Origin of the sequence: Bacillus sp. FSL R9-9410 (assembly GCF_038050385.1) — a bacterium.
Lineage (GTDB): Bacteria > Bacillota > Bacilli > Bacillales > Bacillaceae_G > Bacillus_A > Bacillus_A cereus_U.
Window position 1 is genome coordinate 139,512 of record NZ_JBBOTV010000004.1, and the last position, 25,214, is coordinate 164,725.

A 25,214-nucleotide genomic window follows, 5' to 3' on the forward strand; every position below is an offset into this window, starting at 1 on the left:
ATTCAATCATCAAAATCATTTCGTGATAAAATTTCATTTTTCTTTGCGTCTTCGGGATTAAAACGAATGCGCTGTTTGGTTCTTGAAAATAAAGGTCGCTCAAACATTGATGAGATTGGCATACGAATAATGCTGTCTTTCCAATCTGCCAGTCTTGTAGGATAAAAAGGGAATAAATAAGGACGTTTTAACGATTTTGTACGTAATAAATGTGTTAGAAGAAAAGAACTTGCTATAACAATCCCTAGTAACCCTAGTAGTTGTGCTGCTACTATAAAGGGAAAGCGGATTACTCGAATTGTAATACCAATTCTATAAATTGGAGTTGTAAATGATGTTAGTGCTGAAAGAGCAACAATAATGATAAGCACGTTACTTGTAAGACTGGCTTCTACTGATGCTTGTCCAATTACAATACCACCTACTATACCTACGGTTAATCCCACTTTAGTTGGTAAGCGCGCCCCTGCTTCTCTCAGTAATTCAATAGTTATTTCTAAAAAAAATGCTTCGATTACCGGAGGGAAAGGTATCTTACTTCTAGAAATCACCAATGTTTCAAGAAGTTCTTTCGGAATAAGCTCGTAATGATATGTTAATATCGCAACATATAAGGGAGTAGTTAGAACAGAGAATATAAAAGCAAAAATTCTTAACAGCCGAAAGAAAGAAGCTATAACCCAAGGCATGGTATAGTCTTCTGTTGTAGAAAAAAATTCAATCAATGTCGTAGGGAGTGTGATTGCAAACGGTGAGCCATCTACAAATAGTGCAACCTTTCCTTCTGCCAAAACAGCAGCTACACGATCTGGACGCTCTGTATTAAGAAAGTGTGGGAAAATAGAATTTGGATTATCTACAAGTAGTCGGGCTAAGTAAGTACTATCAAGAATGTGGTCTATTTTAACTTTACTTACCCGTTTTATGATTTCCTCTACATTTTGATTGTTTGCGATTCCTTCAATAAATACTACCGCCACAGAGGTATTAGAAAGATCTCCTACTCTCAATGCTTCTACTTGGAGAAATGGCGTTGGAAGCCTTCTGCGCAGCAAATTCAAATTTGTATCCAGATCTTCAACAAATGCGATTTGTGGGCCTACAATATTATATTCAATTTCAGCTTTTGAAATATCCCTGCCTTCTTTTTTTGATATATTTATTAACAAACCACTTGATACATCTTTATCTATTTGAATTAGTATATACCCGTCTAAAATATCATTCTGAATGTCTTCTATTTGTTTTGTTACTTTTGAAACTCCAATTGGTAAAGCAGCTTGAATATCTTGTAGTGAATCGAAAGGTTTTTCTTTTATGTACGGTAAAACATCTTCTTGTAACATATTTACATCAATCAATGTCCGAAAATATGAGACCACTACAGGAGAATTATCTGAATGGATTTTTAATTCAGTGAAATCTCCAGATTTCTTGAGCAATTGAATAAGGTCATGCAAAGATTTTATAGGATAACAAGGGATTTTTTCATGCTGTTTCAATTTACAATACCCTTCCCTTCAGAAATAAACTATATAATACATTCAAAAATTTATATTTTAAACTTTAGGAACAGTAACATATAAATATACTCATTGAAATTGCTATGTCCCCTCTAGAAATAACTTAACCCAAAACGATTAGAAAAATGTATATAAAGGAAAAAGTATAAGGTGGGGTCTCTGTTTATTGCAAAATAAAAATACAGAATGTTGCAGAATTTCTATTCATCGATATACAACGCGGCTTTATTTGGAGAGGTAGGCGTGATAGACTTGTTCGAATTCTGCCAATCTTTTTGATAGCTGGGTTCTTGGCAGGAAAACCATGCCTGTAGAGCCTCCAAGTCAAGCCATCCCTGATTAAACACCAATGAATATTTAATCGAAAATTCGAATTTAATATACTGCGCAACTCTGCATTTTTTTCGCTGCAAAAAACATGTCTCGCCACATCACCATCAAGTTAAGATTAAATTTGTATCCATATAGCGAAAAAACCGCTATTCTTTTTGTATAAATATGCAGAAAGGATGGCATTTTTTATGAGTCTTTCGATTCAAGATGAACTCCAATTATTTACTGAGGAATTATATCAATATTTTACTCCTTCATTTTTAGAAGAGCTTGCTAGAGAATTAAATTTTGTTCAACGAAAGCGTAAGTTTTCAGGACATTACTTAGCCACTATCTGTGTTTGGGTGAGTCAACGGATAGCGAGTGATTCTTTAGTTAGACTGTGTAGTCAACTGCATGCAGCTACAGGAACTCTTATTAGGGGTGCCGCCACATCGCCATCAAGCTAAGAAATTCTTTTCTCCCCATAACGAAAAAATAATGGTTCTGGTGCAAAAAGATGATAAATAAAAAAGAATCAAGGATTCCTAACGGAATCACCTGTTAAGCAGTTAATCCAAACAGCTGGTTGATGAAAATATTCTGATTTTGGACAGACTGATCCCGTAAATCAATTTGTTCTTTTTTGACCATATGCATCGCTTCTACACCACTCAATATAGAGGTTGATGTTTTGTATGATTTAAATCCCAACATAGAGCGTATACGTCTTTTAATAAAACGATGATCTTGTTCTACTATATTATTGAGATATCTAACTTGCCTTAGCTTTATGCCGTCAGGCATATGCTTCTCTTCTTTCAACATTTGAATCGCTACAGGATAGGCAGGGTTCTTATCTACTGTTATCATACGAGGTTTAGAAATGTACGAAAAAGCCAAGGCTTTCTTCAAAAAGCGCTTGGCTGCTTGTTTATCTCTTGATTTACTTAGATAAAAATCAATGGTATTTCCTTCTGAATCAACGGCACGATATAAATACATCCATTGCCCTTTTACTTTAATATAGGTTTCATCGACTCTTCATGAGTCATTTGTTGAGTTAAGGTGATATCGTACTTTCTCTTCTAATTGAGGCCCATATTGATGAACCCAGCGCATAATCGTTGTGTGAGCAATTGATAAGCCTCTTTCCTCCATAATTTCCACCAGGTTACGAAAGCTCAAATTGTACCGTAGGTACCACCTTACTGTTAATAAGATTAGTTCAGGTTGATAATGCTTCCATTTGAACAAATTTTCCTTTTCCATACTGATCACACACCTTTTCTAGAGTAGTAATATCAGTATATTCAAGTTTAAGAGACTTTTGCACCTGAACCTATCAACTTGATTAACCTCTTAATCAACAAATTATTTCATTTCGCTTCCACCACTCACAGGAAGGTAACTTCCTGTGATGTAGGCACTATCATCACTGGCATAAAAAGCAATAGCTTTTGCAATATCAGCAGGCTGTCCAATTCGACCAAGTGGGAGAAAAGCCGCTTTTTGTTGTTTAAATTCTTCTGGTATAAAGCTTGTCGCATCTGTTTCCACTAATCCTGGAGAGACGACATTTGCTGTAATACCGCAACTCCCCAGTTCTTGAGAAATAAATCTTACAAAACTATTTAGAGCTCCTTTTGAAGTGCCGTGTGAGATAAAATTAGGTCCTGGTTGGTTACCTAAAATACTAGATACATAGATAAGTTTCCCATAATTCTGTTTCTTCATATAAGGTATTACACTCTTTGTAGACACAAAAGCCGCTTGAAGTTCATCATTCGTTTTTTGAATAAATTCATTCCACGTTATATCTTCAAATGATTTCTGCACAAAGCTCACGCCTGCATTATGTACGAGGATATCTACAGTTCCATATGTTTTTATAGTTTCTTCTGCAAGATTACTCATTTGCTCCATATTTCTAGCATCTGCTTGTATAGCAATAGCTTCTCCACCCTTTTCTCGAATTGATGTCACCACCTCTTTTGCTGCAGTCGCATTCCTTGCATAATTCACGACTACTTTTGCTCCACGTTGTGCCAATATTTTTGCTGTAGCCGCACCAATTCCTCGACTTGCTCCTGTTATGATTGCTACTTTTCCATTCATCTATTTGTCGCTCCTTTTATTTTATTTAGTATTTATTTTCTGTCTATGTGGTTTATTCTTATTGCGTATATTTACAAATTCAATATAATCACTATATGTTAGATGTTATATCTATGCGTCTTAATAGCACCCATATCCAGTTCAATACTTTTTTCAAGTAGATATTTACTTACAAGTCTTGCTAATTCCTCGCCTTTGTTATCATTCCATATATGAGTCAGAAGCTATTTTGTTATTCAATATTGGTTGATATATCTCTTCAATAGTAGTTTCCTCCACGTATACCCATCAATCTAATATTTTGAGACACTCTATATTTACCAAACAGGTCTAAACCCCAATGACAATTTACCTTCATTTGTTTCACAAACTAATTTTGTTAAATCTTCTTTGAGCATTTGCATGCGCTCAGCGCCTATGTTTTCAATCCAGCGTCTCTCAATATCAGTTAGTATTTCTTCTTTTGCTTTCAATACTAACCAACCTCGTTCGGTCAAAACGATAATCTTCCCTCTTTTATCAGTGGGATGAGTTTGGCGCATTACATAACCACTTTTCTCAAGATAATCCACCATTTTACTTACAGCTTGTTTTGTAATTCCTAAGTATTCGGCTAGTTCTATACCTGTTGCTCCATCAGGGGTAATACATTTAAACATAAAACCATGTGCAGGTCTTATATCTCCAAACCCCAATTCATTCAATCTGTCATGTAGTTCATTAATCACCGTACTAAAGGATAATGACAAAAGTGATGTAAGATCTAATTCACTAAATACTCGTTGATTCATGTATAAAACCTCCTTGAATAAAGTCAATTGAGTTGACTTTATTCAAAACTCATTGTACTATAAGTAATATAGTCAATCAAATTGACTATATTGCTTTTGTTATGAAAGAAATATGATTTAATAAAAAATCAATATACTATGGAGGTTCTATATGACTCACATTGTTAAAATTAGAGCAAGTGTATTTATTCCAATGTCTTGGACTGAACCTATGAAGGATACTCAAACGGGTAATATAATTCAATTCGAAGGTGATTCACGTGAATTTATCCCTTATACTGTAAACACTATGCGTTCAAGAGTTGAACAGGAAGTAGTTGTAGATTTTTATAAAAAAGAAATTTTTTCATATGCAAATACTGGTATAACAACAGAAAAAGTCACAACATTAGATGGTTCTGTTAATAAAAGAACAGGAAAAGCTAGTACGGAAGGTATTTTGTGCACTGATATTGTATGGAGTTCTGATGACGTCAAGTTTCAAATGAGTGCAAGTGCTAGCCAACCATTAAATGTATATGCACCTCCTGTTGACTATCTATTAACTGTACGTGTCCAAAAAGATGGTACTGTCGATATTCAAGGTACACATGATGGATTCCCTTGTTTTGAGTTTTATAAGCAAATAGATTTTGGACCATTTGAAGAAATTTATACACATGATTTCAGAGAAACAGGTGATACACCTGAAGCGCTAGCTGGAGAAATGGATTATAGTTTTAAAAAAATATTGTAAAGTCAATGTATTGCTACATTGTCATCGAACTAAGATAAATTTGTATTCATAATCGGTATATTGTACGCAAACTGGGAAGACCTCACATTAAGAAAAATTAGAGTTGTCTCATTTCCCTGGCGGTATACCATCGTTATCAAGATAGGATTAAAAAATATCAGTTTCAAAAGAAACGATTTTCTTTTTCTAAAAAACCAGTGTAGATACCTTATTAGACATGTATCGAGTGGAGGATGATGTAGAAGAGGAAAAGTTGATTCATTTCCATAAAAAACCGAATTTCACTTGTCCTATGGGAGCTAATATACAAATTATTTTAAGGTTATTTTAGCCCACACACAAGAAGCGATAAAAAGAAAAGTGAGGGAACGTATATATGACTGTGAAAATTAAAGTTTATTCTGATTTTATATGTCCATTTTGTTTTTTAGGAACAGGTCCTTTAGATGAGGTTGTAAAGGAAAAAGATGTAGAAGTAGAATGGATGCCATTTGAATTGCGTCCTAGTCCATCTCCGAAAATTGATCCACGGACTCAACCTCGTGTAATGGAAGCTTGGAATTCATTTATTTATCCTACTGCTAAAAAATTAGGATTAGAAATAAAGTTACCACATTTGCGTTCGTATACGCACCTTGCGTTTGAAGGTTACCAATTTGCAAAGGAACATGGAAAAGGAAATGAGTTTCACCATAGAGTGTTTATTGCACATTTTCAAGAGCAACAAAGTATTGAAAACATTGAAGTGTTAACAAAATTAGCGGACGAAGTGGGACTTTCTCAGGAAGCATTTAAAGAAGCATTAGTATCACGAAAGTACCAAAAAATGCATCGAGAAGCTATAAAGCATGCCCTTGTAGAAGCACAAATTATGGCTGTTCCAACGTTCATTATTGGTGACGAAGTTATTCAAGGTTTTACTAGCAAAGAAAAATTAGCAAAGGCAATTGATCAAGAAATAGAAAAAAATAAAGAGAATGAGTTGGATGGACTGCAATGTAGTATAGATGGGGATTGTTAATGCTAGATTAAATTAGTGGTGAAATATAAATTTCAAAAAATGAAGTCAACCAGATTGACTGTATTGGGATTCTATTGTAAAATGCATAATAAAGTCAATTAAGTTGACTTTATTATTTTTGTTATAAAAGTAATAGGCTACCCATTTTCAATGAGTAAATATAGAAAAACGTAAGAGTGAGTAATAGGAGGAAAAAAGCATGACAACAGTTTTATTTGTAAAAGCAAACAATCGTCCAGCAGAACAAGCAGTTAGTGTGAAATTATATGAGGCTTTTTTAGCAAGTTATAAAGAATCACATCCAAATGATACAGTGGTAGAGCTTGATTTATACAATGAGGAATTACCATATGTAGGTGTAGATATGATTAACGGCACATTTAAAGCAAGTAGAGGATTTGATTTAACAGCAGAAGAAGCAAAAGCAGTAGCTGTTGCTGATAAATATTTAGATCAATTCCTTGCAGCTGATAAAGTTGTATTTGGTTTCCCGTTATGGAATTTAACAATCCCAGCTGTACTACACACATATATTGATTACCTAAACCGCGCGGGCAAAACATTTAAATATACGCCAGAAGGTCCAGTAGGTCTTATTGGAAATAAGAAAATTGTATTATTAAATGCAAGTGGCGGTGTATATTCTGAAGGACCAAAAGCTGAAATGGAAATGGCTGTTAAATATGTAGCAAGTATGATGGGCTTCTTCGGTGCAAAAGATATAGAGAAAGTAGTGATTGAAGGACACAATCAATTCCCTGATAAAGCAGAAGAAATTATTGCTGCAGGGCTTGAAAAGGCTGTTAAAGTAGCAAGTACGTTCTAATTAACAAAACATTTGTCACTCTATATAGCAGTACCAACACTTTTATAGCGGGTGGTACTGCTTTTTTATTCGCTTAGCTCGAATCAATTGGGCAGTAAGGACCCAATTGATTCGAGCTTTCCATTCTCAACTTATTAAACGATAGAAAGCAGGATTACATTACAATGGAACGTTTATGGACAAAAAACTATATAATGCTGACCATTACAGCATTATTACTATTTAGTGGTTTTTATTTACTCATGCCAACACTACCTATTTTTATTAAACAATTAGGTGGAAGTGAATCTCAAGTTGGATTTATTATAGGAGTGTTTACAATATCGGCAGTCATTTTACGTCCTATTGTTGGAGGATTAATGGATCGATATGGTCGACGAGTATTTATAATAAGCGGACTACTATTTTTTGCAATTACAATGTATTTTTATGGTTGGGTAACAGGAGTTATATTTTTAGTGGTAGTACGTATCCTTCATGGAATCAGCTGGGCAATTGCTACAACTTCGATCGGAACAGCTGTGACTGATGTGATTCCACAATCTCGTCGCGGAGAAGGAATGGGATGGTATGGACTTGCAATGACATTAGGTATGGCTATAGGACCAATATTAGGTCTTTGGGTAGCAAAATCATTTTCATTTCATTATCTATTTCTTCTATGCACAGCATTAGCACTTATTGCATTCATACTTTCGCTGGGTACAAAAATTCCAGCAGTTCAACATACATCAAAAAAACCAATATCATTTTTTGAAAAAACTGTTGTACCAATCGCTATTGTTACATTTTTCCTATCCCTTACTTTTGGTGGCATTACAACATTTTTACCACTGTTTGCGTCAAATATTCAAGTTAATGCTGGTACTTTTTTCTTAGTTTATGCTGTCACGCTCACAGTAATTAGACCACTTGCAGGGAAGATATCTGATAAACATGGAGAAGGAGTCATTATTGTTCCTGCGCTTTTTACACTGATAGTCGCACTATTCGTCCTAACAATGACCAAAGGGCTTGTTGGACTAGTTATTACAGCTATTTTGTACGGAGTTGGATTCGGATCAGCACAACCTGCTCTTCAAGTAGCAATGATACGATTAGCTCCACCTGAGAAAAGGGGAGTAGCGAACGCTACATTTTTTACTGCTTTTGATTTAGGGATTGGTTTAGGTTCTATTATTCTAGGGTTTGTTTCACAACTCATGGGATATCAAATGTTATTTTTTGTTTGTGCTGTATCTGGGTTTATTAGTCTGTTAATTTTTATTTTGTTTGTGAAAAAGACATTAAAATAACTTTTTAGTTTACGAAAAAAGCGCTATTCTTTCTGTAGAATCATAGGAAAGGATGGCTTTTTTATATGTCTATTTCTGTATCTGATGAATTACAACTATTTGCTCAAGAGATTCAAAGCTTTTTATCTCCAAATACCTTACGAGATCTTGCTAGAGATGTTGGTTTCGTGCAACGAACCAGTAAATACCAAGCAAAAGATTTAGTCGCTTTATGTGTATGGATGAGTCAAAATATCGCTACGACCTCTTTAACTCAATTATCTAGCTGTTTGGAAGCATCAACAAAAGTGCTCATCAGCCCTGAGGGATTGAATCAACGATTTAATCAAGCGGCTGTCCAATTTTTACAACACCTATTAGCTGAACGACTAAACCAAAAATTGACCTCATCTATGCCGATTTCTTCTCCCTATACTTCTGTTTTCAAGCGTATTCGTATTTTAGATTCAACTGCATTTCAACTTCCCGATGTATTTTCATCTGTTTATCCAGGCGCAGGAGGATGCAGCCATACAGCGGGGGTGAAGATTCAGCTTGAGTATGATCTATTAAGTGGACAGTTCCTACATATTCATACAGGTCCAGGTAAACAACATGATCGAACCTATGGTTCTCTGTGTGTCCCAACTTTGAAAGCGAATGATTTATGTATCCGAGATTTAGGTTATTTTCACTTGAAAGATCTTCAACATATACAAGATAAAAAGGCTTACTATATCTCTCGTATTAAATCCAATACACGTATTTATCAAAAAAATCCCACCCCTGATTATTTTCAAGATGGAAGAATCAAGAAGAGTACAGAGTATATCCAGATAGATATGGAGGTCTTAATGAACTCTCTTCAACCAGGACAAATATGTGAAGTATCCGATGCTTATGTAGGAATGACTGATAAAGTACCAACTCGTGTGATTATTCATCGGCTAACAAAAGAACAACAACAAAAACGATTACAAGATCAAATTGTAAGAGAAAAAAAGAAAGGAATGAAGTATTCTCCTCGTAGTAAACGACTCAGTGGTATCAATGTATATATGACAAACACCCCCACAGATACTGTCCCGATGGGACAAGTACATGATTGGTATTCTTTACGTTGGCAAATCGAAATTTTATTTAAAACGTGGAAGTCATTCTTTCAAATTCATCAGTGTAAAAAGGGGTAGCACCAACAAAACGCGAATTTCGTACGCTAAGCAAAATTTTATAAAGAAAAAGCCGATTTCCTGTACGCTAAGAAGATAATCGGCTTCTTACTACTAAGTTATCTGTAATGGTCGTAGAGAGTCTAATGGTGCAATTTCTTTTTTACTAAATCGGTATTCTCCTAGGAAGTTAATGTGTTCCCATCCTAATGGAGAAATGTGTTTTAATAGTTCTTCATCAAATTTTTCTTTTTTCTTCAAAACGTTTATTGCTTCACTTAAATAAACAGTATTCCACACACTAATTGCATTAATTAAGAGGTTTAGTGCACTACTTCTTTGAAGTTGATCTTGTAGCGCTCTTTCTCGTAATTCACCATGTTTTCCAAAGAAAATAGCTCGAGCAAGTGCATTCATAGCTTCTCCTTTATTCAATCCTCGTTGAATACGTCTACGCATTGTTTTATCTGAAAGATAATCTAAGATGAAAATTGTTTTCTCAATTCTTCCTATTTCTCTTAGTGCCTTCGCCACTTTATTTTGACGGGTATAAGACCCTAATTTCCCCATAATCAATGCACCCGATACTTTACCTTCTCGGATAGAATGAGCTAGCCGTAAAACATCATCATAATTATCGCAAATTAACTTCATATTAATTTGTCCCCGTATTAAGGATTCTATATTTGAGAATTCTTTAGGTGATCCAATCGTATATAATTTAGAAGTGGCTAAATCACGTAACCTAGGCGCAAAGCGAAAACCTAATAAATGAGCCAATCCAAAGACTTGATCTGTATAGCCCGCTGTATCTGTGTAATGCTCTTCAATAACCAAATCAGATTCATGATGTAATAATCCATCGATAACATGTACAGCATCCCTAGCATTTGTGTTAATCACTTTTGTATAAAAAGAAGAAAATTGGTCACTTACGAATCGATAAATGGTTGCTCCTTTTCCTGTCCCATAGTGTGGATTAAAACTAGCACTGAGAGAAGATACCCCAATTTGAACTCTCATTCCATCCGATGATGAAGTAGTTCCATCTCCCCAATAAGAGGATAAAGGAATTTTATGCTGAAAGTTTACGAGTATGGATTGAGCACGTTGAAAAGCATCATCATACATTCGCCACTGGCTAGCGTGAGCCAACTGATGATAGGAGATGCCTGGAGTAGCATCAGCCATTTTAGTTAGACCAATGTTAGTTCCCATCGCCATCATTGCAGCAAGAGATATAATAATTTCATCGCCTTTAGGCGGTTTATTTGTTGATGCGTGAATCAGTTGCTGTTCAAAATTTGTCCAATTCGACACTTCTAGTAATAAATCCGTTAGTTTTATACGTGGTAACATATTGTATAGCTTAGCGCTTAGTTTCTTGGCGTCTTCTGGGACATCTCGTTCTAAACGATGAATACGCAAACTTCCTTTTTCTAAATCTACGCCTTCTAGAGAATTTATATTTTTAGAAAAGGATTCAATTCGATGCAAAAGGGTTTCAGTGCGCTCTTTTATATATTCTTCTACTTGAATCGGAACCGCTAACCTGGTACCGATATTTTTACTTTTTGTCCATTCTTGTTGTGGAATAAGATATTCATCAAAATCTTTATGTTGTCTACTACCTACAATAGAAATATCCCCTGAGCGTACATAATTTCGAAGTTCAGTAAATGCGGCCAATTCGTAAAAATGTCGATTAACACTTCCGTCTTCATCATATACATATCTTTCCCAACGCTTGGAAACAAAGCTTAATGGAGCACCTTCTGGAACTTTTCGTTTTCCAGCTTCATTTAACTCGTGGATAGTATCTAAAGCTAATAAAACGGGATTTGCATACTTGGTAGATCGAAATTCTAATATTCTGAGTAGTGTTGGCGTATACTTACGTAAATAATTATAACGACTTTCTAATAAATCAAGATAATCATAATTCATAGGACGAGATAACTTTTTTGCTTCCTCTACAGAGGCTACAAATGTATCCCAAGGCATCACCGTTTCTAATAATAAAAATGGATCTAAGTTTTCTTGTCTAGCTTTAATTAAAGCTGTTCCTAGATTCGCGTAATGATTGATTTTTTCATTAACTGATTTTCCATTCTGTTTTTGAATTTCTTCTTGCTGTTTCCTTCCTTTTAGTTGAAGATTCATAATCTGTTTATCATGAATTTCAAATGCTTGATCAACCAAATCCTGTGTTAAATCTATTAAATATGCAATCATGATTGCATATTTTTTGGTGCTGTGAAATCGTCGGAAAGAGAAAGGTTCATATCTTGCTCCTATTCGAGATAATTGCCGTATTCGATTTGGATGTAACCCTTTGGTATCAAGCTTTAATGTTAATTTTCTTATGTAATCTAAGCGTTCAATTACTTTTAAAAATGCTTCAGGAGAAAATTGGCCAGGTATTTCTCTTAGCCACGATAAATAAGTTTTTGAAGTATTAGGCATTGGATGAAGTAGGCTATCTAACTTTTCTTGTTGTGAAGAAGTCAAAGAGGATGTTAGTACTTTAAAAATTTTTTCTTCTGTACGCTTACGTACTTCCCATACAGCTCGTTCTATTGTTGGTATTGCAGGTAAAATAATTTTCTCTTTTCGTAGTTCTTGTAATACAGTTTGAATCAGATACATTGTATTTCCATTTTCTAATGCATATGGTTGTAGAAATTTAGAAATCCTTCGATAATCACGAGTGGTAAAGTTACGATATCCATATTCTTTACGTATTTCTTCTAGATGTTCTCGCCTAGTAGGTTCTCGTTTTGCATATGCTTCATAGACCGTATGGTCTACACCAATTTGTTTAGCAACAAACTTTAAGAGTCCTTCAGGAATTACTGGTATATTCGTAACAGTACATCCAGGATATCTTATGACACAAAGCTGAACAGCAAATCCTAAGCGATTGTGATCTCTACGATGTTGATTAATAATTTCAAGATCTTCTGCAGAGAATGTGTAATGCAGTGCTAGCTCATGTTCTGTTTCAACAGAAATATGTAATAGTTCTTCCCTTTGTACAGGTGTGAGAAGTTCTTTTCCTCTCATAATATTTCCTCCATTTATAAAAGTAATGAGGTTATTTGTTAATGTATCGATACAATGTTGTTTTACTTAGACCGGTAGCCTCTGTAATTTGTTTAATGCTATATTCTTTACTTTGATACATTTTAAGAGCCATTTCTACCTTATCTGTATGTTTTTGTGGTCTTCCGCCTTTTTTTCCACGAGCTCTAGCTGCATTTAATCCTGTTTTGGTACGTTCGCTAATAATATCTCTTTCTAATTCTGCAATACTTGCCATCATTCGAAAGAAGAATTTCCCCATAGCATTAGAGGTATCAATGTTGTCATGAATAGAAATAAAATCTACACCTAGTTCTTTGAATTTTTCACTTAACTCAATTAGGTGTTTTGTAGAGCGAGAAATTCGATCAAGTTTGTAAACAACTATCTTATCGCCTTTACGTAATACTTTTAGCAACTCTTCGAGTTGCGGACGATCTTTTTTTATTCCTGTCATTTTCTCCTGATATAGCTTTTCTACATCATATTGTTGCAAAGCATCTATTTGCATATCGAGATTTTGTTCTTCTGTGCTGACACGAGCATAACCAAAAATCAAATTATTTCACGTCCTATCTAAATATATCTATTAAAATAGTACCAAAAACCTCATTAAATTTAAATAAGAAACTTTGTTTTTGGATATGGGTTTTGGTACTCGATATGGATGGGTTTTTAACGCTGTTGTTAAAAAAACAAACAAGTGCCATAAACGGTCGTTTACGGAACTGCTGTCTACTAAATTTAAAAAGTGAAACATCTTATTAATAAATTATAGGTTAGACAGAATTACTTAGTTTGTCCCTATGAAAAATATCAGCATTAATAAATGTGAATAATTATATATAAAACATCACAAATGAATGATAAAATAAGTGCTGATTTAGAAATTATATCTTTAACAATTGAATAGGAGGTCTATTGTGAACAAAATTAAGAAATTATTTGTAAGTTCTATGGTATGTATTTTATTATTCGGTACATTAGGAACAGCTTATGCAGAACAAAATAGTCAAGGGAATTCATTATCTTTTATTGACGTTCCTACAACCCACTGGGCGTATAAAGAAATGATGTATATGGCTGAGAATAAGATTATAACAGGATACGGAAATGGGTATTTCGGTGCTACGGATCCTATTACTCGCGAACATCTCGCTGCTTTCTTGTATCGGTATTTAAAACCGCAAGATAATGCCAATAATCCATTTGTTGATATTGGTGACAGCAATTTCAAAAAGGAAATTTTGGCACTAACAGCACGTGGTATTTTCAGTGTAAATGCAGAGAAAAAATTCAATCCGAAGAATAACATGACCCGTGCAGAACTTGCTGTCGTGCTTGTAAAGGCATTTGATTTAAAACCGCAAGGAAATGTTGAATTTACGGATATGAAAGGTCATTGGGCCAATGAATATGTGAAAATTCTAGCTGGAAACCAGATAGCAAGCGGTACTGGTGACGGCAATTTCAACCCAAATGGCTATGTAACTAGAGAACAATTTTCTATGTTTTTATATAGAACGATTATGAAAGTAACAGATATGAAAAATAATGAATCGGTTGCGACGTATAAAGAATTTGTCATACAACGGCCGACTTTATTATATAGCGAGCCCTCTTATTTAAAACAAACACAAGATGATATCTATCCCCGTACTGTCACAGTAACAGAGGAAAAAGGGAATGGATGGAAGAAAATCAAAACACAAAACGGAGAAAAATGGGTTGCACCAGAAGGGCAAAAATATAATTTACAAGCAAATGTAAAAATGTATCTCAAGCCTTCAGTAGAGGAAAAGAGCATGGGTATATTAGGTGCGCAAATGGTAACGTTACTGGATGAGCAACCAGATGGTTGGAAAAAGATTCTTACAGATGCTGGTACGCGCTGGATTGGGCCAGAAGGTATAAATTATAAGGTGGAAAACGGACAAACCCTGTATTCTTCCCCAGATTATAAAAGTAACACTGTAGGTAGTATTGCTCCGCAAACAGTAAGAGTTGTTGATGCTTTGGAAAATGGCTGGCTGAAAATCAAAACCTATATAGGTGACACATGGATTGCTCCTAAAGGCGTTACATACGAACTAAAACAAAATGTAGCGATGTATAGAGAGCCATCATTTCTTGCCGAGAAAGAGCTATATGGTTTAATGCAACAAACCTTAATTCTACTAGAAGATAGGTCTGATGGTTGGAAACGAATCAAAACAGCATATGGGGATCGCTGGATTGTTCCAGATGGCGTACCTTATCAAATTGCGAAACCCACACAATTGTATAAGGACTACGACTTTTATGGGCTAGAAGGAACAATTGCTTCAGAAAAAGTCGCAATTATTGGTGAACAACCAGGCGGTTGGTATCAAATTAAAAGTTCAAAAGGTAAACATTGGATCGCACCAAACGGTATTAAATATAGAATGAAAGAAGATTTAGAGTATAAAGCGGTAAATGATTTGATGAGCCCCAGTATTGGTACCATTCCAAAAGGTACTATTGTTACCATGGCCGAAGACGATAAAATTTTATGGAATGGTCAATATGTGTATGGATTTTTAACATTTTTTAAAAGAGAACTTGTCGAAGGAACAGATTGGGAAAGATACACAAGACAACCTAACGTTTACGCTTCATTATTACAGATAAAGAATGTAGTTACAAATGGGCATGACGATGCAATTGATAAGCAAGAATGGGATGATATAAAGAAGTGGCTATCTGAACCTCCAAATCAAAACAAGTTTGATTTCAACATTAGTTTTGATTCTGTAGAATTCAATAAGATTATGGGAGAAGCTGGAAAAGAAATCGAACAGGCCAATAAACACTTAAAGTCTAGTAATGCAATATTTGACAAAGTGTTTGTTGAAATCAATGACGCATTACGTGTTGCAAATGAAGGCATGCAGCAAATGAATCAAGCAGTTAAAGGCATGAATGAAGGAATTAACCAAGCGAACGAAGGCATGCAGCAAATGAATCAAGCAGTTAAAGGCATGAATGAAGGAATTAACCAAGCGAACGAAGGCATGAAGGAGATGAACGAAGGGGTTAACCGAGCGAATGTGGCTATGAAAGGCATGAATGAAGGGATTAACCAAGCAAACAAAGGTATTCAAGAAATGATTCAAGGCATTAACGAAGCAAACAGTGCAATAGATCAGTCCAATGCTGCAATTCAACAAATGAACACTGGGATACAGCAAATGCTAAATGCCATAAATAAAATGCAACAAGGACTAGATAAGGCAACTAATAGTATCGATGTATCCGTTAAAGAGATTAATAGTATAATTGACGCACCAACGAAGGCACTAAATTCCGATTTAAAAACAATTCATTTGGATTTTGATTTTTCTAATATTGTACCTACAAGTTCACCAGAGGAAAAATTACGTCAACAACAGCGTGATGAAGCAATGTATAATATACTTGCTTTTATGCCAGTTACAGGTAACTTCGTCTCCCTTGCTGAATTACTTTCTGGTAAAAATTTGAATAGTGATGCTGATTTCCAGGCGTCTGATTATGCATTAAACATGCTAGCTGTTCTCGGTGGTGGAGAAATTAAAGCTGGTGCAGCATTCTTAGGCTCGATAAGTAAAGTTACGAAGAGACAAAAATTTACCACCACAAAGATAGATTTATCTTGGCTAGATAAGTTTGGTGATAAATATGCAGCACATGAAGTAACAGGAACTGTTAAAGTAGCAGGACAAACGAAAGATATTAGTAGACGGGTTTACCGCATGAAAAATATTGACTGGGATTATGTTGCTCCTCCATCCGTAAATAAAAGCGGAAAGTCGAACCTTCAACTCGCTTTAGATGGTGGTGTTCCTTTTACAAAGGATAATCATAAAATAGAGTTACATCATTTAACGCAAAAAGAACCTGGAGCAATGGTTGAAATACCAGCTAATAAACATGATGAATTTACCAAAGCACTGCATGGTTTAGTGGAATCAGGGGAAAGTTTTAGAAACGACAAAGAGCTATATAAACAGTATAATAATTTTAGAAACAACTATTGGAAAACGAGAGCGAAAGAACATTTAGAAGGGAAATAAAAAGATGAATGACAAGATTATTTCAATCATTTCTACATATGAAAAAGATGGAGATTTTATGGGCGGTGTAAATGAAGATACGATCCAAGAAGCAGCGCAAATGCTAAATATTACATTCCCAAACAGTTATCTTTGGTTTTTAAAACAGTATGGTAGCGGTGGACTGGATGGTATAGATATCCATGGTTGTGAGACAACAGCTGCGGATTCTTCCGTTGTTTACCACACCAAGTTATATAGAGAAACATATAACCTACCTGAACAATACATTGTTTTAAATGATATCGATGGTACTGTGACATGTTTAGCTACGAATCAAATGAAAGATGGTGAGTGCCCTGTTGTCTTTTGGAGTCGTTTTTCAAAGGAACTGTATGCCATTACTTATGAAAACTTCAGCGACTATCTATTAGATTCTTTACAAGAATCTTTAGATAATTTGTATGATGAGGATTAATTGATTATAGAATACTAAGAATCATGTTTTTAGTAATAATATATAATTATAAGTTTCATATGATTTTACTGCTTTGATTTACAAAGAAAAAGCCGATTATCTCTAAACGTAGAGGAAAACGGCTTTTTTTCTATGGAAATTTGCTTAGCGTACGAAATTCGCGTTTTGTTGGTGCTACCCCATCGCTATCAAGCTAAGTTTATACAATGTCAATTATAGTAGGGGTTGTTTCTTTTTTCTAAAGACTACGTATAGGGAATTTAAAGCTTTGCATACGAAATAAACCCTAACGGGTTTCATTTTTTTTACTTTAAGCGACTTGATTATCAGACAGGGTACAATTGTAAACGACACCTAATATATCAAAGACGGTTTTCTTCTCATATCGATGAGATTTTCGTCCGTTTTTCTGTAAGAGATTGAACAAACGTAGTAGTATCTTTGATATATCTTGGATGCCCTTTTGTAGAGCTTGATAAAGAAGTGGAAAATAATCTTTTATGATATAGATCGCTTTATATTCGCTTAATTCTCGTTTCTTCTTGATTAGGAGTAATTGACGCATTTGAAACATAATGGAGGAGCAAAGAAGGATACTTATTAATTGTCCGTATAAATGACATTCTAGTCGTTCTATTTTTACAGAATTACATTGATGAATACGAAAAAATGATTTCCATGTTTTAAATATAAGTTCAATTTGCCATCGTAAGGAGTAAAAATCGTATACTTGTTCCTTTGGTAGATATTCCAAAGGAATATTTGTAATATAAAAGTTAATTGCACTGAGCCGCTTACTGCGTTCTTTATAGGTAATTTGCTTCTTATGTTCTTTAGATGCTAAATCCTTTTGTCTACGTTCCATTTGCGTTTCAGTTAATTTATACAGAATTAGTCTTGCAGGGAGTTTTTGATACATTCCAATATAAATTTCAGGAATTTCATATGTTTCACCTGATTGTAATTGGTCAATGAATTGTTCCATATCTAATTGAATGTACTCAGAGTTCTTTTTTAATGTTCCATTTTGAAAGTATTCAGGCTCTTTATTCTTCTGATATATACGTGTATTGAGCTTTAACCTTGAAATAAAATAAGCATTACACTCTTCTATAATATGTAAGTCTTTTAAGTCGAAATATCCTAAATCACGTATACATACATCGTTCGGCTGAAGCGATGTTAAACAAGTAGAACCATACGTTTTATCATTGTGCTTTCCTGATCCTACATGAACATGTATAAACTGACCACTTAGTAAATCATACTCTAGTTGAATTTTCACACCAGCATTTTGACCACTACCACCTGTGCCTTGATATCTAGAAGCGAATTTATCTGGAACTTGAAAATGTGTAGAATCTAATACACGGATACGCCGAAAGTAGTTTGTATACAAAGTTGGAATCTTACTAGAAGAACAAAATTGATGGTGAAGTAAATGTGCTAATAGTTGTTGTAAAAACTGAACAGCCTGAGAATTAAAACGCTGATTGAGTCCTTCTGGACTCATAGAAATACCTGCGTTAGCCTCTAATCGACTACATAGTTGTGTCAATGAAGTATGAGCTATATTTTGACTTAACCAAATACATAGAGCCACTAAATCTTGTGCGCGGTATTTACTTTTTCGTGCCACAAATCCTACATTTCTTGCTAATTGCTCCAAAGCATGGGGTGACATATATCGTTGCAACTCTTTAGAAAACAATTCGAGTTCATCAGAAATTGATAAGTTCATAGCAAAAACGTCATCCTTTCTATCTAGTTTTACAAAAAGAATAACGTTTTTTTCATTTTATGGATACAATTTTTCTTTAGCTTGATGGTTATATAGTGCGCCTCTTTCTTTATTTGATATCAATAATGATAAAAAGCTAGCATAGAGCTAACTTTTTTCACCTCAACTAAGTGGTGTTATATTAAATGTAATTATATAGAAAATACGTATTGTACATTATACATTGATGTACTTTTTTATTTTTTTTACAAAGTGTGTATACATTTTACGTTTTCAAACGTTAATTATATAGAAGGGAGAGTTAGATGAATCATGATACATTTGAATCATTATTAGTAGAAAAATCCCAGGTTATTTATAAGTACTTATTAAAGCTTGGTGTAGAGGTAAAAGATGCTGAAGATATTGTACAAGATACATTATACAAAGCAATGTTTTTAATGGATGATATTTCGTTAGAAAAACTGACTCCGTGGTTATTACGGGTAGCAATTAATCAATATCGGGACTTATATAGAAAATCAAAACGTTTTAATCCGGTACCTATTGAGTCAGTTATACTTATTGGTCAAAAATCGTTAGATGAAATTATTCTAACGAAAGAATTCCAAGTGGAAATACAAGAAGTGCTGGAAACAATGAATCCAGATTATAAGAATATTTTATTATTGAAATATGATTATGAATTATCTTATAAGGAAATTTCTTCTTTATTAGATATGAAAGAAGAAACCGTTAAAACAAATTTATACAGGGCACGTAATCAATTTAAAGCATTGTATAGGGGGAAGCAACATGAGTCGGAAAGATTTTGAACTAGATATGGATGATAAACAGATGAAGGGGTTACTAAAGAAAGCAAAGAGGAAGCATCTTCTGCGAAATTGGATTATCTCTATATGTGCATCGATTGTCGTAATTATTGGAACTTATGTTTCATCTATTTATTTTTCTCAAAAGACCTTTATTAAAATGGAAATACAAAGGAATGTATTGCATACTGTAAAAGGCCCTAATATTTTATTTAATGGACATACCAAATTAAGTATGGGTTTAACTGGCGGTACAATTATATATAGTTCTTATAAAAATATTGCTGGACAACCAGTTAAATGGATTGATGAAATATATGAGTACTCATATATTTGGGGATATAGTCAATTGAATTTTAATGGAAATACAATATTAGACGAAGAATCTGGTAATAAGAAGGATGAATTTGAGACATTACCAGATTATAATAGTCAAACGATGCAGAGAGAAATGCGATTTTATTTACCGTTTGTTACATATAGAAATTATGTAAATGACCTTAAAAATATTGGAGAGCTTCAAAATAAAGTTGGAGAAATAGCTATATCTTTTGATAAAGCATATACAGTTGAGCAAATTGAAAAAATGTTACCAAAAGATGTACAACCAGTTTGGTATTGGGTAGACACATACAATGAAAATAGCCCAGATACTTATGTAGGTTTAAAAGAGCCTAAAACTGGTGCTGTTTTGAATGCTGAAAGGTCTACGCATGTATATGGATTTCAAGGAAGCTATACAAAAAAAGAAGAATATTCAAAAGAAAATTTAAAGAGAAATTCAAAAGACTTTATGGATGCAATGAAAAAATTAAATGAGAATAATCAACTTAATAATGATGATGTTCAAAAACATTATAAAAATATTAAAGGTATCTATCCAAAAGATTTACCTATATATGGTGTAGTAATTACAGGAACAACAGAGTCTTTGCAACAGTTACAAGACGCTCCTTATATAAAGGCAGCGGTCAGAGGAGTAATTGTTGATAAGCAGTAATAATTAGTTATTCAATTCACGATAAGTATAGGGTCCGTAGTACTTATGAATAAAAATTCCCTTTAAAAAATTTAAAGGGAATTTTTATTTACATAATCAATGTTATCAGAAGTCAATCTATCTAGAATCCTATTAAAATCCCTTTAGAATATCTGAAGGGGCTTTTTATTTACATAATCAAACTTTATTACTAATTTGTAATTGCTCTAAAAGATAATCACAGACATTCACAAAAATACATTGTTTTTTTAAACTTAATAACAAGTACTTCAATTCAAATTCTTGATAAAAAATCTTAGTGATATATAGTTTAAACTCATCTAAATTAGGCTTTTCTGGGCTGTATAGCATATCTAAAGGAAGTTTAAATTTAGAAAATAAATGATCATTTTGGGCAAAAATCGAAACTTCTTCTCTAGTTAATCGATCATGAAATGCAATTAAAATTTTTCTTAAAGCATTTACTTGTTCTTCTTCAAATTCATAATCTATAACAAATCTATAAAATGGGAATTCATCTGACTGAATCATACTTTGCATAAGTCTAAATTGATATCTTAATAAAGTGACTTCTTTGATTAAATCCATGTTCCTCCTCCTTCATTTCCCTAAATTAACCAGGTTATCATAACAATTTATAATTTGAAATACAAATACCTATGATATATCACCCATACAATTTTTATTAACATAACCTATCATTATCAATAGTCAACGATGTATAAAATTTTCGTTATGGGGGGATTTTGATTCCTTAGCTTGATGGGCATGTGGTGCTACCCCAAAAAGATAAAACGAGAAAGATGGGAGTGCCATTTGTATGGACAATTGATTGCCATTCTACTCTGTTCTTCTATCATGTTTCAAATGCGGCAATTACTTCTTATGAAAAAGAAACGAGAATTGAGTGAGTATAAGGCCATATATATGATTAAAGATTATTTTCTTCTTCTTTTCCAAGCTATACAGAAAGACACCCAAGAGCTATCAAAGGTTTTACTTCGCCTGTTCAGCCTCCTACAGCAAAACGGACGGAAATCTCATCGATATGAGAAAAAAACGGTCTTTGATATATTAGGTGTCGTTTACAATTGTACCCTGTCTGATAATCAAGCCGCTTAATTCAAAAAAGCGAAACCCGTTAGGGTTTATTTCGTATGCAAATCTTTAAATTCCCTATACGTAGTCTTTAGAAAAAAGAAACAACCTCTACTATAATTGACGTTGTATGAGCTTAGCTTGATAGCGATGTGGCGGTACCCCATCGCTATCCCTAGAAGTAAAATAACCGAAAGCGACGATTATAGTAGAAAGATAGATCCTTAGCGCACTCTCATACTATGCAGTGATTTCGAAGAATTGATTTTTTGGAGACAGACACCTATTACTGGAATGTCTGTCTTTTTTTAAACGTTCGTTTGCTTACAGTAAAAATATATATGACAAAACGAAAAATAAATATTGTATTCAAACCAATATTCGTGTAATAAATATATATATATGAATATTGACAAAATTCGACGTTTTTCGTGAACGTTGGAGCTAAATGAAAGGATTGATTTGTATGAACAAAAGAAAGAATCGTAGATTACAAAAACCAATGAAAGTATTTATGACATCCGCTATTTTGACAACGGCATTATTTACCCCTATGACTGTCAATAATTTGAACGTTCATGCTGAAACTACGCAAACCGAAGCGCAATATGAACAGAGGGAATTTGATCTTCCAGCTACAGGGAGTTATGGGGATGAAGCGAAAAGAGAAAGAAGAGGACAGCAAAAAACTTATATGCCAACAGGTATTTATGTGAAACCGAACGAACAAGTTACGATTGAAGTCTCGGGAACACAAAAGATTAGAGCGATTATCGGGACACATCAATATGATAAAGAATGGGGAAAAGAAATTACTCTTTCTCCTGGTTCTAACATGATTTCCTCTCCAAATGGTGGTTTATTAGGATTTGATAACCCTCAAGATACAGGAACCGTTAAGGTGAAAGTAACACAAGGGGGAAGCCCTGTTCCATTCTTTGAACTAGGAAAGCATACGAAAGAAGACTGGATTACGATGATGGCTAAGTATCCAGATGCACATGCGGTACAATTGAAATCAGAAAAAGCAGTACTTACTGTTACTCAGGATAGTGCCAAAAAATATATTGTAGATCAAGATCCTGTTCCTCTATTAAAAAAATATGATGAAATGATTCGAACGCAAGATAAAATATCCGGATTATCTGAAACAGACCCAAATCCTTTACATCGTTCGACTCGTCGTATATGGGCTTTTGTAGAAAATCCTAACAGATCGGGTTGGGGTATGTATGCAGGTTTAGATGGAGCCGTATTTACTACTGCTGGTAACGCAATCGAAAGTGCTTTAAATGTAAATAAATTTGGATGGGGACAAATGCATGAAGCAGGACACGCAAGAGAAATACACCCTTTGACGTGGACTGACACTGCAGGTATGGTTGACGTAACTACTAATATATATTCTTTAGCTGCACAAAAGCAATTATTCCCGAATCAACCAACGCGTTTAGAAAAAGAGAAAAAATACGATAGAGCTTTTGCGTACTTAAAACAAACAGATAAAGACTACAAAAATATTGATGACTTGTTTGTGAAACTTGTTATGCTTTGGCAACTTAATCTAGCATATGGGGAAGGTTTTTATCCAAATCTTCACAAACTATATCGAGAGTTACCAGAAAATCAATTTCCAAAAACGGATGAAGAGAAAAGACAAGCATTTATTTACAATACATCAAAAGTAGCGAAACAAAACTTACTTCCATTTTTTGATCAATGGGGATTGAAAGCATCAGAAGAAACAAGGGGAAAAGTAGAAACCTTGAATTATCCAACTTTAACTGCGCCTATTTGGGAAGCAACTGATTCTAAACCTGTAAAACCATTAGCTCTATTATCTAACAAAATCATGAAAGCAACTGCCAATAGTGAAGAATTAGTGCGTAATAATCCAGCTAGTCATGCAATTGATGGCGATCCAAATACAATATGGCATAGTAAATGGGGCATAAAGAATCAATACCCATACAGTTTAACAATAGATCTTGGTGATACGCGAACAATTACCCAAGTTGCATGTCTCCCAAGACAAGATCAAGTGCAAAAAGGTCATATTTTAAACTACAATATTTACACAAGCACAGATGGGGTTAATTATCAAAAAGTAACTTCTGGAACATGGGAAAATAGTAAGACACAAAAACTTACAACATTTGATTCCATATCTGCTAAATATGTAAAATTAGAGGTGTTAAATGGAGTAAATGGACTTGCTTCAGCAGCTGAAGTGAATGTTTTTGGGTATTAATCGTTTACAAAAAAACGAATCAATTTGACCGTAAAGGTATGGATGGTTGTTGCTTTGGAATAAAGTTTAATGGTTCTGGTGCAAATATTTGAAGAATAACACGGAGAATAGTAAATTCCTAACGGAATCGTATTTTATGCTATAAGTCCGAATAGTTGGTGGATGAACTCTTTTTGATTTTGGACAGACTGATTTTCTAAATCAAGCTGTCCTTTTTTTATCATATGCATGGCTTCAACGCCACTCAATATAGAGATTGCTGTTTTAAATGACTTGAACCCCAACATAGAACGCACACGTTTCTTAATAAAACGATGATCTTGTTCCACTATATTGTTGAGATATCTAACTTGCCTAATCTGTATGCCTTCAGGCATATGTTTCTCTTTTTTCAACGCTTGAATTGCTACAGGATAGGCAGGGTTCTTATCTACTGTTATCACGCGAGGTTTAGCAATGTACGAAAAAGCCAAGGCTTTCTTGAAAAAGCGCTTGGCTGCTTGTTTATCTCTTGATTTACTTAGATAAAAATCAATGGTATTTCCTTCTGAATCAACGGCACGATATAAATACGTCCATTGACCTTTTACTTTAATATAGGTTTCATCGACTCTCCATGAATCATTTGTTGATTTAAGATGATGTCGTACTTTCTCCTCTAATTGAGGTCCATATTGATGAACCCATCGCATAATCGCTGTGTGAGCAATGGATAATCCTCTTTCTTCCATCATTTCCACCAGGTTACGAAAGCTCAAATTGTACCGTAGGTACCACCTTACTGTTAATAATATGAGTTTAGGCTGATAATGCTTCCATTTGAATAAACTTTCCCTTTCCATACCGATCACCCACCTTTTTAGAGTAATACTATCAGTATGTCCAAGTTTAGGAGATTACTTGCAATTATCTTGAAGTTTTCGCA

17 protein-coding genes and 4 pseudogenes are annotated in these 25,214 nt (G+C 34.2%); 12 read left to right on the forward strand and 9 right to left on the reverse strand.

Annotation, left to right across the window (positions count from 1 at the left end; translation table 11 throughout):
- Nucleotides 1-2 precede the first annotated feature (2 nt).
- Complete coding sequence (locus tag MKX77_RS29750; protein WP_341308630.1) at nucleotides 3-1,502, reverse strand: spore germination protein; 1,500 nt, start codon at nucleotides 1,500-1,502, stop codon at nucleotides 3-5.
- Nucleotides 1,503-2,044: 542 nt separating this feature from the next.
- On the opposite strand from MKX77_RS29750, the pseudogene MKX77_RS29755 reads away from it, so the two are divergent.
- Nucleotides 2,045-2,275: pseudogene (locus tag MKX77_RS29755) on the forward strand (IS4 family transposase); the annotation flags it as partial.
- A 124-nt stretch (nucleotides 2,276-2,399) separates the two neighbouring features.
- On the opposite strand, the pseudogene MKX77_RS29760 reads toward MKX77_RS29755, so the two are convergent.
- The 3 genes and pseudogenes from MKX77_RS29760 to MKX77_RS29770 all read right to left on the reverse strand — a co-directional run bounded on the left by MKX77_RS29760 (nucleotide 2,400) and on the right by MKX77_RS29770 (nucleotide 4,744).
- Nucleotides 2,400-3,107 (reverse strand): annotated as a pseudogene (locus tag MKX77_RS29760) (IS6 family transposase).
- A gap of 102 nt (nucleotides 3,108-3,209) precedes the next feature.
- On the reverse strand, nucleotides 3,210-3,953 hold the full coding sequence (locus MKX77_RS29765) for an SDR family NAD(P)-dependent oxidoreductase (RefSeq protein ID WP_341308631.1): 744 nt from the start codon (nucleotides 3,951-3,953) through the stop codon (nucleotides 3,210-3,212).
- A gap of 317 nt (nucleotides 3,954-4,270) precedes the next feature.
- Nucleotides 4,271-4,744 (reverse strand): MarR family winged helix-turn-helix transcriptional regulator, encoded by a 474-nt coding sequence (locus tag MKX77_RS29770; protein WP_340804898.1) that lies wholly within the window; start codon nucleotides 4,742-4,744, stop codon nucleotides 4,271-4,273.
- Between the two features lie 151 nt (nucleotides 4,745-4,895).
- Between MKX77_RS29770 and MKX77_RS29775 the strand changes: the two genes are divergently transcribed.
- From MKX77_RS29775 to MKX77_RS29795, 5 genes and pseudogenes are all read left to right on the forward strand, one after another.
- Nucleotides 4,896-5,480: a DUF3238 domain-containing protein gene (locus MKX77_RS29775; RefSeq protein WP_341308632.1), complete on the forward strand. Its 585-nt coding sequence runs from the start codon at nucleotides 4,896-4,898 to the stop codon at nucleotides 5,478-5,480.
- A 376-nt stretch (nucleotides 5,481-5,856) separates the two neighbouring features.
- The gene (locus MKX77_RS29780) at nucleotides 5,857-6,501 is read left to right on the forward strand and encodes a DsbA family oxidoreductase (RefSeq protein WP_340804890.1); all 645 of its coding nucleotides are present in this window, start codon (nucleotides 5,857-5,859) and stop codon (nucleotides 6,499-6,501) included.
- A 199-nt stretch (nucleotides 6,502-6,700) separates the two neighbouring features.
- Nucleotides 6,701-7,327, forward strand: coding sequence for an FMN-dependent NADH-azoreductase (locus MKX77_RS29785; RefSeq protein ID WP_090835613.1), 627 nt, complete (start codon nucleotides 6,701-6,703; stop codon nucleotides 7,325-7,327).
- 164 nt (nucleotides 7,328-7,491) lie between these two features.
- Nucleotides 7,492-8,622, forward strand: coding sequence for an MFS transporter (locus MKX77_RS29790; RefSeq protein ID WP_090835614.1), 1,131 nt, complete (start codon nucleotides 7,492-7,494; stop codon nucleotides 8,620-8,622).
- 65 nt (nucleotides 8,623-8,687) lie between these two features.
- Nucleotides 8,688-9,785, forward strand: a pseudogene (locus tag MKX77_RS29795) (IS4 family transposase); the annotation flags it as partial.
- A 99-nt stretch (nucleotides 9,786-9,884) separates the two neighbouring features.
- On the opposite strand, the gene MKX77_RS29800 reads toward MKX77_RS29795, so the two are convergent.
- Together MKX77_RS29800 and MKX77_RS29805 are read right to left on the reverse strand one after the other, a co-directional pair.
- Nucleotides 9,885-12,836, reverse strand: a complete 2,952-nt coding sequence (locus tag MKX77_RS29800) for a Tn3 family transposase (protein WP_341308633.1) — start codon at nucleotides 12,834-12,836, stop codon at nucleotides 9,885-9,887.
- Nucleotides 12,837-12,867: 31 nt separating this feature from the next.
- Nucleotides 12,868-13,413, reverse strand: coding sequence for a recombinase family protein (locus tag MKX77_RS29805; RefSeq protein WP_341308634.1), 546 nt, complete (start codon nucleotides 13,411-13,413; stop codon nucleotides 12,868-12,870).
- A 364-nt stretch (nucleotides 13,414-13,777) separates the two neighbouring features.
- On the opposite strand from MKX77_RS29805, the gene MKX77_RS29810 reads away from it, so the two are divergent.
- The gene (locus MKX77_RS29810; protein WP_341308635.1) at nucleotides 13,778-16,930 is read left to right on the forward strand and encodes an S-layer homology domain-containing protein; all 3,153 of its coding nucleotides are present in this window, start codon (nucleotides 13,778-13,780) and stop codon (nucleotides 16,928-16,930) included.
- Nucleotides 16,931-16,934: 4 nt separating this feature from the next.
- Nucleotides 16,935-17,387 (forward strand): SMI1/KNR4 family protein, encoded by a 453-nt coding sequence (locus MKX77_RS29815; RefSeq protein ID WP_341308636.1) that lies wholly within the window; start codon nucleotides 16,935-16,937, stop codon nucleotides 17,385-17,387.
- Nucleotides 17,388-17,697: 310 nt separating this feature from the next.
- Here the strand turns inward: MKX77_RS29815 and MKX77_RS29820 are convergent, their stop codons facing one another.
- Nucleotides 17,698-19,128, reverse strand: a complete 1,431-nt coding sequence (locus MKX77_RS29820) for an IS4 family transposase (protein ID WP_341308637.1) — start codon at nucleotides 19,126-19,128, stop codon at nucleotides 17,698-17,700.
- Nucleotides 19,129-19,433: 305 nt separating this feature from the next.
- Here MKX77_RS29820 and MKX77_RS29825 point away from each other — a divergent pair, with 305 nt between their 5' ends.
- Nucleotides 19,434-19,943, forward strand: a complete 510-nt coding sequence (locus MKX77_RS29825) for a sigma-70 family RNA polymerase sigma factor (RefSeq protein WP_107886556.1) — start codon at nucleotides 19,434-19,436, stop codon at nucleotides 19,941-19,943.
- Nucleotides 19,924-20,940 carry an anti-sigma factor gene (locus tag MKX77_RS29830; RefSeq protein ID WP_016128021.1) on the forward strand — a complete coding sequence of 339 codons (1,017 nt, stop codon included), beginning with the start codon at nucleotides 19,924-19,926 and terminating at the stop codon, nucleotides 20,938-20,940. Before MKX77_RS29825 ends, MKX77_RS29830 begins: the two co-directional genes overlap by 20 nt.
- 177 nt (nucleotides 20,941-21,117) lie before the next feature.
- Here the strand turns inward: MKX77_RS29830 and MKX77_RS29835 are convergent, their stop codons facing one another.
- Nucleotides 21,118-21,528: a DUF1878 family protein gene (locus tag MKX77_RS29835; RefSeq protein WP_016128022.1), complete on the reverse strand. Its 411-nt coding sequence runs from the start codon at nucleotides 21,526-21,528 to the stop codon at nucleotides 21,118-21,120.
- A 195-nt stretch (nucleotides 21,529-21,723) separates the two neighbouring features.
- Here MKX77_RS29835 and MKX77_RS29840 point away from each other — a divergent pair.
- Nucleotides 21,724-22,062: pseudogene (locus tag MKX77_RS29840) on the forward strand (IS4 family transposase); the annotation flags it as partial.
- A gap of 442 nt (nucleotides 22,063-22,504) precedes the next feature.
- Nucleotides 22,505-24,289: a M60 family metallopeptidase gene (locus tag MKX77_RS29845; protein ID WP_341308638.1), complete on the forward strand. Its 1,785-nt coding sequence runs from the start codon at nucleotides 22,505-22,507 to the stop codon at nucleotides 24,287-24,289.
- Nucleotides 24,290-24,423: 134 nt separating this feature from the next.
- On the opposite strand, the gene MKX77_RS29850 is transcribed toward MKX77_RS29845, so the two are convergent.
- Entirely contained in the window at nucleotides 24,424-25,131 is a 708-nt protein-coding gene (locus MKX77_RS29850) for an IS6 family transposase (protein WP_341308639.1), read from the reverse strand.
- Nucleotides 25,132-25,214 lie beyond the last annotated feature (83 nt).